Origin of the sequence: Micromonospora sp. DSM 45708, from assembly GCF_039566955.1 — a bacterium.
Taxonomy (GTDB): domain Bacteria; phylum Actinomycetota; class Actinomycetes; order Mycobacteriales; family Micromonosporaceae; genus Micromonospora.
On record NZ_CP154796.1, the window covers coordinates 5,735,780 to 5,748,634 of the forward strand.

The 12,855-nt window shown below is 74.0% G+C and carries 10 protein-coding genes; 4 read left to right on the plus strand and 6 right to left on the minus strand.

All coding sequences use genetic code 11. The annotated features are described in order from the left end of the window. Window positions 1-66 precede the first annotated feature (66 nt). The 4 genes from VKK44_RS24685 to VKK44_RS24700 form a co-directional block, all read right to left on the minus strand. On the minus strand, window positions 67-1,866 hold the full coding sequence (locus VKK44_RS24685; RefSeq protein WP_343443581.1) for an ABC-F family ATP-binding cassette domain-containing protein: 1,800 nt from the start codon (window positions 1,864-1,866) through the stop codon (window positions 67-69). Between the two features lie 64 nt (window positions 1,867-1,930). Continuing rightward, entirely contained in the window at window positions 1,931-2,884 is a 954-nt protein-coding gene (locus VKK44_RS24690; protein WP_343443582.1) for a 4-(cytidine 5'-diphospho)-2-C-methyl-D-erythritol kinase, read from the minus strand. Between the two features lie 83 nt (window positions 2,885-2,967). Beyond that, entirely contained in the window at window positions 2,968-3,837 is an 870-nt protein-coding gene (gene rsmA / locus VKK44_RS24695; protein ID WP_343443583.1) for a 16S rRNA (adenine(1518)-N(6)/adenine(1519)-N(6))-dimethyltransferase RsmA, read from the minus strand. Between the two features lie 61 nt (window positions 3,838-3,898). After that, the gene (locus VKK44_RS24700) at window positions 3,899-4,804 is read right to left on the minus strand and encodes a TatD family hydrolase (RefSeq protein WP_343443584.1); all 906 of its coding nucleotides are present in this window, start codon (window positions 4,802-4,804) and stop codon (window positions 3,899-3,901) included. A gap of 82 nt (window positions 4,805-4,886) precedes the next feature. Here VKK44_RS24700 and VKK44_RS24705 point away from each other — a divergent pair, with 82 nt between their 5' ends. Then, window positions 4,887-6,131: a hypothetical protein gene (locus VKK44_RS24705; RefSeq protein ID WP_343443585.1), complete on the plus strand. Its 1,245-nt coding sequence runs from the start codon at window positions 4,887-4,889 to the stop codon at window positions 6,129-6,131. A 58-nt stretch (window positions 6,132-6,189) separates the two neighbouring features. Then, window positions 6,190-7,041, plus strand: a complete 852-nt coding sequence (locus VKK44_RS24710) for an alpha/beta fold hydrolase (protein ID WP_343443586.1) — start codon at window positions 6,190-6,192, stop codon at window positions 7,039-7,041. Window positions 7,042-7,095: 54 nt separating this feature from the next. On the opposite strand, the gene metG is transcribed toward VKK44_RS24710, so the two are convergent. Beyond that, entirely contained in the window at window positions 7,096-8,898 is a 1,803-nt protein-coding gene (gene metG / locus VKK44_RS24715) for a methionine--tRNA ligase (protein ID WP_343443587.1), read from the minus strand. A 127-nt stretch (window positions 8,899-9,025) separates the two neighbouring features. Between metG and VKK44_RS24720 the strand changes: the two genes are divergently transcribed. Continuing rightward, complete coding sequence (locus tag VKK44_RS24720) at window positions 9,026-9,859, plus strand: hypothetical protein (RefSeq protein ID WP_343443588.1); 834 nt, start codon at window positions 9,026-9,028, stop codon at window positions 9,857-9,859. Between the two features lie 30 nt (window positions 9,860-9,889). On the opposite strand, the gene rsmI is transcribed toward VKK44_RS24720, so the two are convergent. Continuing rightward, window positions 9,890-10,738: a 16S rRNA (cytidine(1402)-2'-O)-methyltransferase gene (gene rsmI, locus VKK44_RS24725; protein ID WP_343443589.1), complete on the minus strand. Its 849-nt coding sequence runs from the start codon at window positions 10,736-10,738 to the stop codon at window positions 9,890-9,892. 83 nt (window positions 10,739-10,821) lie between these two features. On the opposite strand from rsmI, the gene VKK44_RS24730 reads away from it, so the two are divergent. Next, window positions 10,822-12,498: a dolichyl-phosphate-mannose--protein mannosyltransferase gene (locus tag VKK44_RS24730; RefSeq protein WP_343443590.1), complete on the plus strand. Its 1,677-nt coding sequence runs from the start codon at window positions 10,822-10,824 to the stop codon at window positions 12,496-12,498. Window positions 12,499-12,855 lie beyond the last annotated feature (357 nt).

The following is a 12,855-nucleotide window of genomic DNA, read 5'->3' on the forward strand; positions in this document are numbered from 1 at the left end:
TCGGATGAGGGTTCCTCCGGAGATTGTCCCGTACGGCGGTCAGTGACGCCGCACACCCCCCACGCCTCAGCCGGCGGGCAGCTCCTCGGCCAGGGCCAACCAGGTCTCCTCGGTGCGGTCGCGCTCGGCCCGCACCTCCTTGAGCTGGGCGTCCAGCTCGGCGACGCGGGCGTAGTCGGTGGCGTTGACGGCGAGCTGCTCGTGCAGGCCCGCCTCCTTCTGTTCGAGCTTGGCGATCTGCCGTTCCAGCCGGTTGAGTTCCTTCTTCGCGGTGCGTACCTCGGCGGCGGACATGCCGTCGCGGGCCGGCGCCGCCGTGCCCGGGGTGAGGTCGGCGGGTGCCGGGCCGCCGGCCGCGGCGGCGCGGGCGAGGTACTCGTCGACGCCGCCGGGCAGGTGCACCAGCCGCCCGTCGCCGAACATGCCGTACGCGACGTCGGTGACCCGCTCGATCAGGTAGCGGTCGTGGCTGGCCACCACGATGGTGCCGGGCCAGGAGTCGAGCAGGTCCTCCAGCGCGGCCAGCGTGTCGGTGTCCAGGTCGTTGGTGGGCTCGTCGAGCAGGAGCACGTTGGGCTCACCGGCCAGCAGCCGCAGCATCTGGAGGCGGCGGCGCTCGCCGCCGGACAGGTCGCTCACCGGGGTCCAGAGCCGCCGGTCGTCGAAGCCGAAGATCTCCGCGAGCTGGGACGCGCTGATCTCCCGGTCGCCGAACTGCACCCGGCGGGCCACCTCCTCGACGGCCTCCAGCACGCGCAGGTGGCCGGGGAGCTCGGCGAGTTCCTGGGAGAGGAACGCCGGCCGCACGGTCTGCCCGGCGGCGAAGCGCCCGCCGTCGGCGCGGGTCACGCCGGCGAGCAGCCGCAGCAGCGTGGTCTTGCCGGCACCGTTGCGGCCGAGGACGGCGATCCGGTCGCCGGGCCCGACCTGCCAGGTGGTGTCGCGCAGGATCTCCTTCGGGCCGGCGTGCAGCGTGACGCGTTCCAGGTCGTACACCTGCTTGCCGAGCCGGGCGGTGGCGAGCCGTTGCAGCGACATGGTGTCGCGCGGTTCCGGCACGTCGGCGATGAGCGCGTTCGCGGCGTCGATGCGGAACTTGGGCTTGGAGGTCCGTGCCGGCGGGCCCCGCCGCAGCCAGGCGATCTCCTTGCGGAGCAGGTTCTGCCGGCGGGCCTCGGTGGCGGCGGCGATCCGCTGCCGCTCGACTCGGGCCAGCGTCCACGCGGCGAAGCCGCCCTCGTACGCCCGGACGGTCTGGTCGGCGACCTCCCAGGTGGTGGTGCAGACGGCGTCGAGGAACCAGCGGTCGTGGGTGACCACGACGAGCGCGCCCTTGCGGGTGACCAGGTGCCGGGCCAGCCAGTCGACGCCACCGACGTCGAGGTGGTTGGTGGGCTCGTCGAGGACGAGCAGGTCGGCGTCGCGGACCAGCAGCGCGGCGAGCGCGACCCGGCGGCGTTCGCCGCCGGACATGGTGCCGACCGGCGCGTCGAGGCCGAGGTGGGGCATGCCGAGGCCGTCGAGGATGGCCCGGACGCCGGCGTCGCCGGCCCACTCGTGCTCGGCGCCCATGCTCTCGCCGAGCCAGGCGGTGCCGAGCACGACGTCCCGCACGGTGAGGTCGGGGGCCAGGTCCAGGCGCTGCGGCAGCCAGGCGACCCGGAGGTCGCGGCGGTGGGTCACCCGGCCGTCGTCGGGTTCCTCGGTGCGGGTGAGCATCCGCAGCAGCGTCGACTTGCCGGCGCCGTTGAGGCCGACCACGCCGATCCGGTCGGCGTCGTCGAGACCGAGCGAGACGTCGGTGAGCAACGGCCCGGCGGCGCCGTACCCCTTGGACACCCGGTCCAGGTTGACGATGTTGGCCACTGAGCCACCTTTCACGAATCAGGCGTCCCGGGGCCCGGGACGCCTGATTCAAGGGTACGGGTCGTCAGATGATCCGGGCGCCGTGCACCGGGCCGTGGGCGACCCGCGCCTCCCGGCACACCCCGGCGGCGCTGAGCTCGTCGGCGATCCGCCCCGCGTCGGCCTGGTCGGCGGCGAGGAACACGCAGGTGGGCCCGGAGCCGGAGACGATGCCGGCCAGCGCGCCGGCGGCCTCGCCGGCCTTCAGCGTCCCGGCCAGCGCCGGGCGCATGGCGAGCGCGGCGTCCTGGAGGTCGTTGCCGAGCGTGGCGGCGAGCACCCGCGGGTCCCGCTGGCGCAGCGCGCCGAGCAGCGCGTCGGTGCTGCCCAGCGGCGCGCCGGCGGCCCCGGTGTCGCGCAGTCGGTCCAGCTCCCGGTAGGCGGCCGGGGTGGAGAGGCCGCCGTCGGCGATCGCCACCACCCAGTGCCAGGAGGTGGGGCGGGCCAGCACCGGGCTGACCGCCTCGCCGCGGCCGGTGCCCAGCGCGGTGCCGCCGTGGATCAGGAACGGCACGTCGGAACCGAGGTCGGCGGCGATGCCGGCCAGCTCGTCGCGGGACAGCCCGGTGCCCCAGAGCGCGTCGCAGGCCACCAGCGCGGCAGCCGCGTCGGCGCTGCCGCCGGCCAGCCCACCGGCGAGCGGGATGTGCTTGCGCAGGTGCAACCGGGCGTGCGGCGCGACGCCGGCGTAGCCGGCGAGGGCGTGCGCGGCCCGCATCACCAGGTTGGTGTCGTCCAGGGCCAGCTCGCCGGCGCCCTCGCCCTCCATGGTGAGCGCGAGCGTGTCGCCGCGGCGGGCGGTCAGCTCGTCGTAGATGGAGATCGCGTGGTAGACGGTGTTCAGCTCGTGGTAGCCGTCCCGCCGCAGCGGCCCCACCCCGAGGTGGAGGTTGACCTTGGCGGGCACCCGCACCTTGACCGGACCGCTGGCCCCGCGCCGCTGCCCGTCCTCGCCCTCCGGTCGCCAGGCCTCGGTCACCGGGACAGCTCCCGTGGGCGCAGGCGGGTGTCGAACGGCTTCTGCACGGTCAGCTCCTCGGCGGGTCGGGCAACGGCGCCAGCCTACTGGGCACCGGTGGAGCCGTCCGGGGCCGACGCGGCGACCGCGGCGAACTGCTCGACGGTGAGCGACTCGCCGCGGGCGCCCGGGTCCACGCCGGCGGCGGTGAGCGCGGCGGCGGCCCGGTCCGCGCCGCCGGCCCAGCCGGCCAGCGCGGCGCGTAGCGTCTTGCGGCGCTGGGCGAACGCGGCGTCGACCACCGCGAAGACCGCCTTGCGGGGTACGTCGGGGCGGGGCGGCTCGCGGCGGGTGAACGCGACCAGGCCGGAGTCGACGTTGGGTACCGGCCAGAACACGTTGGGCGGGACCTTGCCGGCGGCGCGGGCGCGGGCGTACCAGGCGAGCTTGACCGAGGGGATGCCGTACACCTTGGAGCCGGGACCGGCGACGAGCCGGTCGGCGACCTCCTTCTGCACCATCACCAGGCCGTGCCGCAGGGTGGGCAGCTCGGCGAGGAGGTGCAGCACCACCGGCACGGCCACGTTGTAGGGCAGGTTCGCGACCAGCGCGGTGGGCGCCGGGTCGCCCAGGTCGGCGGCGGTGACCCGCAGCGCGTCGGCGGGGTGCACGGTGAGCCGGGCGGCGTCCGGGCCGGCGAACCGGTCGGCGGTGCCCGGCAGCGCGGCGGCGAGCGCCGGGTCGAGTTCCACGGCGTGCACGTGTGCGGCGACCGGCAGCAGCGCCAGCGTGAGCGAGCCGAGGCCGGGGCCGACCTCCAGCGCCACGTCGTCCGGGGCCAGCCCGGCGGCGGTGACGATCCGGCGCACCGTGTTCGGGTCGTGCACGAAGTTCTGGCCGAGCTTCTTGGTCGGCGTGACGCCGAGCCGCGCGGCGAGTTCCCGGATCTCCGCCGGGCCGAGGAGTCCGGTCACGCCCCGTAGCGTAAGCGCCCGCGCCGGGCGGTTAGGAGGGGCCCCTTGGCGGGGCCCCTTCTCAACCCCACGGGCCGAACGCGCGCTCACCGTTGGTGGAGAGCGCGGCGCAGAGCGTCTCCAGGTCGGTGCCGGTGGTGTCGGCCAGGAACCGGACCGTCAGCGGGATCAGGTACGACGCGTTCGGCCGGCCCCGGTACGGCATCGGCGTCAGGTACGGCGCGTCGGTCTCCACCAGCATCTGCCCGGCCGGGGTGACGGCGGCGGCCTCGCGCAGCGCGGCGGCGCTGCCGAACGTGACAGTGCCGGCGAAGCTGAGCAGGTGGCCCCGGCGGACGCACTCGCGGGCGAAGTCGGCGTCGCCGGAGAAGCAGTGCATCACCACGGTGTCCGGGGCGCCCTCGTCGTCGAGGATGCGCAGCACGTCGGCGTGCGCGTCGCGGTCGTGGACGACGAGCGTCTTGCCGTGGCGCTTGGCGATGGCGATGTGCGCCCGGAAGCTCTCCTCCTGCGTGGCCCGACCGGCCTCGCCGGTGCGGAAGAAGTCCATCCCGGTCTCGCCGACGCCGCGGACCCGGTCCCGTCCGGCCAGCGTCTCGATCCGGCGCAGCGCCTCGTCCAGGTCGGCGAGGCGGGGCGCCTCGTTGGGGTGCAGCGCCACGGTGGCCAGCACCGCGGCGTGCCGGTCGGCGACGTCGGCGCCCCACTCGGACGACGCGACGTCCACGCCGACCTGGACGAGCCGGTCCACGCCGACGGCGGCGGCGACCGCGACCGCGGCGGCGACCGGGTCGCCGCCGGTGGGTCCGCCCGGGGGCGTGCCGTACTCGCCGACGGTGATGTCGAGGTGGGTGTGGCTGTCCGGCACGGGCACGGGCAGCGGCTCGGGGGCGGGCGGGAACTCGCCGGCCCGGCGGGCCGCGCGCTGCTTGCGGGTCTCGGTCTGCTCGGTCATCGCGGCCAGCATCACACATCCGCGCCGGGCCACGTTTCCGGACCGCCACCGGTCGTTCACACGCCCCACATCTGGCCGGCCTAGCGTCCCGGAAATGACCGTCACCGACCAGACCGACGGCGCCGCCTCCGAGCGGACCGGGGTGCGCGTGACGTACGACGGGCGCGTGCACCCGGCCGAGGAACTCGCCCGGGGCGCGGCGTACGAGCTGTTCAGCGCCGACGAGGTGCCCGGATTCGAGTGGTGTCCCCGGCCGGGCGGCGGGCTGCCCTGGCGGCGGTTCGTGCACGCGACCGAGGTGGACGCGGTGCACGGGGCGGCCGAGCCGACCGAGGAGTCCGACTCGCCGCTGCTGATGCCGGTGCACCGGGACCGGGGTTGGGCGTACGTGCACCAGCTCAGCCAGCGGCCGGCGGCGGCGGGCGACGCGACGCTGGCCGCGGTGCGGGCGTCGGCGGTGATCCGGCCGGGCACCCGGATGGTGAAGGTGCTCTCCGCCCGGCAGCTCGCCGGTTACGTGCGGGGCTGGTTGCCGCACGGCTTCTGCTACCGGGAGCACGACGTGGCGCACCTGCGGACGCCGGCGGGGCTGGCGGTGCTGCGCGGCGACTCCGAGGGCGGCGACGTGGCGTACGCGTTGCGCTGGCGGGCCGCCGACCCGGCCGACTACGACGTCCCGGTCGGCCCGGCGCACCGCGGGTTGACCGCCCTGCCGCCCCGTGACCGGATCGGGCCGCCGGTGCTGGGCACCGGGTTCGTGCCGAGCGACGCGCAGCTCGTCCCGGAGTTCGTCACCCGGGACTTCGCCGACCTGCCGTTGCCGGCCAACGCCTCGCTGCTCGCCTACCCGGCGGAGGGGGTGGAGGTGGTGCTCTACACCTATCAGGCGGAGCAGCGCGGCTGGCTGCGGCTGGCCGGTCCGCAGTGGCGGCACCTGCTCGCCGCGGTGCCCGGCCTCGCCGCCGACCAGGAGTACGTGCCGACCGGCGACGCGCCGCGCTCCACCCGGCTCGTCGGCGCGTACGCCGGGGCCGAGTACGAGGCGGTGGCCGACCAGCCCGGCGGGTTCCGGGTGCTGGCGATGACCCGGGCGGCCCGGTATCCGGTGGACGCGGCGGCCCGGCGGCTGCGCGTGGCCGTCTGGCGCGGGGTGCCGTGTCTGGTGCTGCGGGAGGAGGCGGGCTGGCTGCGGTTGCGGCTGCGCCGCCCGGATCCGGACGCGGTGGCGGTGACCGGGGCGCAGTGTCACGAACGGGGCGTCTACGAGGTGTGGGCGCCGGGCGGCGAGCTGACCGAGGACCGGGTGGTGGACCTGCCGTACCCGCGCCGCGACGCATAGCCGGCGGCGGGTCGGGAAGGCGAGGGCGTCCGAGACCCACGCGAGGGGGAATTCCGACATGCCTTTCGTCACCGTCGGTACGGAGAACTCCGCACCTATCGACCTGTACTACGAGGATCACGGTTCCGGTCAGCCGATCGTGCTGATCCACGGTTTCCCGTTCAACGGGGCGACCTGGGAGAAGATGAGCGGTCCGCTGCTCGCCGCCGGATATCGGGTGATCACGTACGACCGGCGCGGGTTCGGCAGTTCCGCCCAGCCGGCGTTCGGCTACGACTACGACACGTTCGCCGCCGATCTCGACGTGCTGATGACCGAGTTGGACCTGCGGAACGCGATCCTGGTCGGGCACTCGATGGGCACCGGCGAGGTCACCCGCTACCTGGGCGCGTACGGCTCGGACCGGGTGTCGCGGGCGGTGGTGATGGCGCCGTTGGCGCCGTTCCTGCTGAAGACCGCCGACAACCCGGAGGGTGTCGAGAAGAGCCTGTTCGACGGGTTCCAGCAGGCGATCATCCAGGACCGGTTCGCCTACCTGACGCAGTTCTGCGACGCGTTCTTCAACGCCAGCGAGAACAGGGGCAAGCTGGTCAGCGACGAGGCGTACCACGCGCACTGGCAGATCGGCGCGCAGGCGTCGGCCAAGGGCACCCACGACTCGGTGGACGCCTGGCAGACCGACTTCCGCGGCGACCTGCCGAACATCAAGGTGCCGGTGCTGATCATCCAGGGCGACAAGGACAACGTGCTGCCGTACCCGAAGACGGGTCAGCGGCTGGTGAACATGCTGCCCGACGCCAAGCTGGTCACGCTGAAGGGCGCGCCGCACGGCACCCCGTGGACGCACCCGACCGAGGTCAACAACGCGATCATGGAGTTCATCGGCAAGCCGAGCATGGCCCGGGCCTGACCCCGGACGACGAGCGGCCCCGGGCTTTCCCCGGGGCCGCCGTCGCGTCGGTGGTCAGCCGGCGAGGCGGGCCAGCTCCTCGTCGACGATGGACGGGTCGAGCTTGCGGAACACCGGCTTGGGCGCCGCGAGCGGCCGGCCCACTTCCAGGGGTACGGACTCCCAGCGCGCCCCGACCGTGTAGTCGCCGGTCAGCACCGGGTACGCCGGGCCGCCGTCGAGGTCCTCGACCTCCTCGATCACCGGCATCGGCGCGTGCGTGCCGGTGCCGCCGAGCAGCTCGTGGATCTTCTGGGCGGAGTGCGGCAGGAACGGGGTGAGCAGCGTGTTGGCGTCGGCGACCACCTGGAGGGCGACGTGCAGGATGGTGCCCATCCGCGGCTTGTCGTCGTCGCCCTTGAGCTTCCACGGCGCCTGCTCGGAGAGGTATTTGTTGGCCTCGGCGACCACCTTCATGGCCTCGCCGATGGCCTGCTTCTGCCGGTGCCGGGCGATCAGGTCGCCGACGGTGGCGAAGCCGGCCTTCGCAACGTCGAGCAGCGTCCGGTCGGCGTCGGTGAGCCCGGCGGGGTCGACCGGCGGGATCGCGCCGAAGTTCTTCGCCGCCATCGAGACGGACCGGTTGACCAGGTTGCCCCAGCCGGCGACCAGCTCGTCGTTGTTGCGGCGGAGGAACTCCGCCCAGGTGAAGTCCGTGTCGTTGCTCTCCGGGCCGGCGACGGCGATGAAGTAGCGCAGCGCGTCGGCGTCGTACCGCTCCAGGAAGTCCCGCACGTAGATGACGACCTTGCGGGAGGAGGAGAACTTGCGCCCCTCCATGGTGAGGTACTCGCTGGAGACGACCTCGGTGGGCAGGTTGAGCCGGCCCAGCGCGCCGGGCTCGCCGTCGCGGGCGCCGGCGCCGGAGTAGCCGCCGAGCAGCGCCGGCCAGATCACCGAGTGGAAGACGATGTTGTCCTTGCCCATGAAGTAGTAGCCGAGCGCGTCCTTCCCCTCGGCGTCGGCCGACCACCACTTCCGCCACGCCTCCGGGTCGCCGGTGCGGCGGGCCCACTCGATCGAGGCGGACAGGTAGCCGATGACCGCGTCGAACCAGACGTAGATCCGCTTGTCGGTGCGGTCCTGCCAGCCGTCGAGCGGGATCGGCACGCCCCATTCCAGGTCCCGGGTGATGGCCCGGGGCTGGAGGTCGTCGAGCAGGTTGCGGGAGAACCGCAGCACGTTGGGCCGCCAGCCCTCGCGGGTGTCCAGCCACTGCCGCAGCGCGTCGGCGAGGGCGGGCAGGTCGAGGAAGAAGTGCTCGGTCTCCACGAATTCCGGCGTCTCGCCGTTGATCTTCGACTTCGGGTTGATCAGGTCGATCGGGTCGAGCTGGTTGCCGCAGTTGTCGCACTGGTCGCCGCGCGCGCTGTCGTAGCCGCAGATCGGGCAGGTGCCCTCGATGTAGCGGTCCGGCAGGGTGCGACCGGTGGACGGGGAGATTGCCCCGGTGGTGACCTTCGGGACGATGTAGCCGTTGCGGTGCAGCCCGGCGAACAACTCCTGCACCACCGCGTAGTGGTTACGGGTGGTGGTGCGGGTGAACAGGTCGTACGACAGGCCGAGCGCCCGGAGGTCCTCGGCGATCACCCGGTTGTAGCGGTCGGCCAGCTCGCGCGGGGTGACCCCTTCGGCGTCGGCCTGCACCTGGATGGGGGTGCCGTGCTCGTCGGTGCCGGAGACCATGAGCACGTCGTGACCGGCCATCCGCATGTACCGGGCGAAGACGTCGGAGGGAACGCCGAATCCGGATACGTGGCCGATGTGGCGCGGGCCGTTGGCGTAGGGCCAGGCGACCGCGGCGAGAACGTGACTCATGAGCGCCAAGCCTAGTGATTGGCGTGGGCGACCCGCGAACCAATAGGGCGGGCACACCCGCCGTACGCCCGATTTGTCGCCGACACGCGGCCTGAGCTGCCCGACTGGCCCGCTTTGCCGGTGTGGAATGAACGTCGTGACCAGCAGACCCGCGGCGCCCGAGCCGTCCGCGTCCGCCCGGGCCGCGCGGGCCGCTCGCGGCACGCCGGTCGCCCCGCAGCCCCGGGTGGACCCGGCGGACCCGACGGTGGAGGTGGAGCCGACCACCGGCGCGCCGGTGGACGCCGTGCCGCGCCGGGTGCCGGTGCGGCAGCCGCGCTGGCAGCGGTGGTCCACCCCCACCGGCGACGAGTCGACCGGCTGGGCGCCGATCGAGGAGGTGCACTGGGACGGCACGCCGCTGCGCGACGAGCCGCGCCGTCGGGCCGTCCGGGTCCGCCCCCGGCGGGAACCGGCCCGCCCGGTCCACCCGCCGGACCCGCCCGCCGGGCTCGCCGTGCTGGTGGCGCTGAGCCTGCTCGCCGCGTTCTTCGCCTGGGTGAGCGCCGAGCCGTTCTGGCTGGCGGTGGGGCACTCGACCGGCGGCACCGTGATGGTCACCGAGTGCGCGGGCGGCGGCCTCACCCAGCGCTGCCGGGGGATCTTCCAGGCCGACGCTGACCGCTTCCAGGCCCAGGGCGTCCGGGTCAGCGGCGTACCGGCCGGGCACACCGCCACCGGCAGCACGTTGCCGGCCCGGATGACCGGGCCGGACGGCGCCACCGCGTACGCGGACCCGGGCGTCGGGCGGCACCTGCGCTGGCTGCTCGGGTTGGCCCTGGTGGCGGGCTGCGCCGCCGGGATCGCCCGGTGGACGGGCGCGACCCGGCTGGCGGACCCGCGGCAGCGGCGCTGGGCGGTCGGGCTGGCGGTGGCCGGCCCGCTGCTGATCACCGTCGGCTTCCTCGCCGCCGCCTGGTGAGGGGTGCAAGGAGGGCCCCTCCTTACCGGCTCAGCGGTGCACGACGGCGTAGACCTCGCGGCGACGCAGCCCGTACGCGGTCGCGACCTCGGTGATCGCGTCCCGCCGGGACGTTCCGGCCGCCTCGCGCTCGGCCACCGCGGCGCGCAGCGTGTCGTCGTCGGGGCGGACCGCCGGGGCCGGCGGCGCGCCGGCCACCACCAGCGTGATCTCGCCGCGCACGTCGCCCGCGGCGGCCCACTCGGCCAGCTCGCCGAGCGGCCGGCGGACCACTTCCTCGTAGGTCTTGGTCAGCTCGCGGCAGAGCGCGGCGGGCCGGTCCGGGCCGAACGCCTCGGCGAGGTCGGCCAGCGCCCCGGCGATCCGGTGGGTCGCCTCGAAGAGCACCAGCGTGCGTTCCTCACCGGCCAGCGCGCGCAGCCGGCTGCGGCGGGCGCCGGGGGTGCGGGGCAGGAAGCCCTCGAAGCAGAACCGGTCGCAGGGCAGGCCGGAGAGGGCCAGCGCGGTGGTGACCGCGCTCGGGCCGGGGGCGGCGGTGACCGGGACGCCGGCCTCCAGCGCGGCCCGGACCAGCCGGTAGCCGGGGTCGGAGACGCTCGGCATGCCGCCGTCGGTGACCAGCGCGATGGTGTAGCCGGCGGTGAGCACCTCGGCCAGTTCCGGGGTTCGCCGCTCCTCGTTGCCCTCGAAGTAGGAGACGATCCGGCCGGGCACGGTGACGTCGAGGTCGCGGGCCAGCCGGGTGAGCCGCCGGGTGTCCTCGGCGGCGACCACGTCGGCGGTGGCGAGCACCTCGCGGAACCGGGCGGACGCGTCGGCCGGGTTGCCCAGTGGCGCGCCGAGCAGCACCAAGCGTCCTACCTCGGACATTTCCCCCATGGCTGGCGCTCCCTCATCGATGGTCGTACCAATTTCGGGGACGATGGACGCCACCGGGCACCCTCGCAGCCTACGATCGCCGGGTGACGAGTGCCTCGACAGCACAGGAGCCCTCCACCACCGACCGGGCCGCCGGCTCACCGGGCGACGACGGCGGCGGGGGTGGGATCCCGGCCGCGGTCCGACGCCGGCTCGCCACCGTCGACGACCACCTGGGGCGGGGGCAGGCGTGGCTGGCCACGGCCGTGGTGGTGGCGATCGCCGCGATCCTGCGCTTCGTCGGGCTCAGCCACCCGTCCGGCAAGGTCTTCGACGAGACCTACTACGCCAAGGACGCGTACGGGCTCATCGACCGTGGCGTCGAGTGGAACTACAAGGACAACGGCCCGTCGTACGTGGTCCACCCGCCGCTGGGCAAGTGGCTGATCGGGATCGGCGAGTGGGCCTTCGGCTACCAGGACGCCGAGACCAACATCTCGGTGCCCGGGCACCTGATGACCACCGCCCCGGAGTTCGGCTGGCGTTTCGGCGCCGCGATCTGCGGCACGCTGTCGGTGCTGCTGCTGGTGCGCATCGGCCGGCGGATGTTCCGCTCCACCACGCTCGGCTGCGCGGCGGGTCTGCTGCTCGCGCTGGACGGTTTCCACCTGGTGCTGTCCCGCACCGCCATCCTCGACATCTTCCTGCTGCTGTTCGTGCTGGCCGCGTTCGGCGCGCTGGTGCTCGACCGGGACGCCCGGCGGCGACGCTGGGCACGGGCGCTGGAGGCGGGGCTCGACCCGACGGCACGGGGGCGGGCCGGCCGACCGGCGTCGGGCTGGCGGAACTGGCCGTGGTGGCGGCTGCTCGCCGGCGTGCTGCTGGGCTGCGCCTGCGCGGTGAAGTGGAGCGGGCTCTACTTCGTGCCGGCGTTCGCGCTGCTGGTGCTGCTCTGGGAGGTCGGGGTCCGCCGGTCGGCCGGGGTCCGCCACCCGTGGCGGGACGCCGTCCTCGACGAGTTGCCCTGGCTGCTCGCGGCCGGCGTGCTGATGGTGGTGACGTACGTGGCCACCTGGTCGGGCTGGCTGCTGAGCGACGACGGCTACTACCGCCTGGCCGCCCGCTACCCGAACGTCGAGGGCCTGAGCGACACGCCTGTGATCGGCGCGCTGATCAACCTGTGGGAATACCACAAGGCGGCGTATGGCTTCCACACCCAGCTCGACGACCCGCACAAGTACCAGTCCTGGCCGTGGCAGTGGCTGCTGCTGGGCCGGCCGGTGGCGTTCTCCTGGTCCGGCGACGGCAACTGCGGTGCGCCGAGCTGCGCCTCCGAGGTGCTGCTGCTGGGCACCCCGCTGCTCTGGTGGTCGTTCCTGCCGGCGCTGGTCGCGACCGTCTGGCTGGGCCTGGCCCGGCGGGACTGGCGGGCCGGGGCGATCCTGCTGAGCGTGGCCGCCGGGCTGCTGCCCTGGTTCTGGTTCGCCCTCGACGGCCGGACGATGTTCTCGTTCTACGCCGCGCCGGCGGTGCCGTTCCTGGTGCTCGCCGTGGTCTACGTGCTGGGCGCGATCGCCACCCCCGCGCCGGTCACCGGCACGGCCGCGCCGCCGACCGAGGAGCAGACCAGTGACCGCCGTCTGGTCGGCGGCATCATCGCGGGCGCCTACGTGCTGCTGGTCGCGCTCTGTTTCGGCTACTTCTATCCGATCTTCGTGGGCAGGCTGCTGCCGTACGCGGACTGGTCCGCCCGGATGTGGCTGGACGGTCGCTGGATCTGAGCGTGGCCGACCACGCGACGGCCCGGTGGGGACACCCCACCGGGCCGAAATTCGATTGCGCCCCCGGCGCCGATCTGCATGGCGGGCCGGGGCAAGAAAAAGCGCGCCCCGATCGCCTGCCACGGGGGAAGCGGGCGATTGGGGCGCGCAAGACAGAGCTTAACCACACTGCGTCGACCGCACAACGGGTGCAGCCGAGTCAGATTTCCGACCGACGCGCCACCCCCCGAAAGGTTTACATCGGGCAGCTAACGGTGGGTCATATGCCGGGAACATAACTGGTTCGTCACCATCGTCGACCGGCCTCCGGGCCGGCCCCGACCCGGATGATCTTCCATTGTGGATCTCACTACACTT

Excerpts from the sequence above, each read along its gene's own strand:
- VKK44_RS24700 (WP_343443584.1), bottom strand. The coding sequence starts at position 4,804 with ATGCTGGCCGCGATGACCGAGCAGACCGAGACCCGCAAGCAGCGCGCG.
- VKK44_RS24705 (WP_343443585.1), top strand. The coding sequence starts at position 4,887 with ATGACCGTCACCGACCAGACCGACGGCGCCGCCTCCGAGCGGACCGGG.
- VKK44_RS24710 (WP_343443586.1), top strand. The coding sequence starts at position 6,190 with ATGCCTTTCGTCACCGTCGGTACGGAGAACTCCGCACCTATCGACCTG.
- metG (WP_343443587.1), bottom strand. The coding sequence starts at position 8,898 with ATGAGTCACGTTCTCGCCGCGGTCGCCTGGCCCTACGCCAACGGCCCG.
- VKK44_RS24720 (WP_343443588.1), top strand. The coding sequence starts at position 9,026 with ATGAACGTCGTGACCAGCAGACCCGCGGCGCCCGAGCCGTCCGCGTCC.
- rsmI (WP_343443589.1), bottom strand. The coding sequence starts at position 10,738 with ATGGGGGAAATGTCCGAGGTAGGACGCTTGGTGCTGCTCGGCGCGCCA.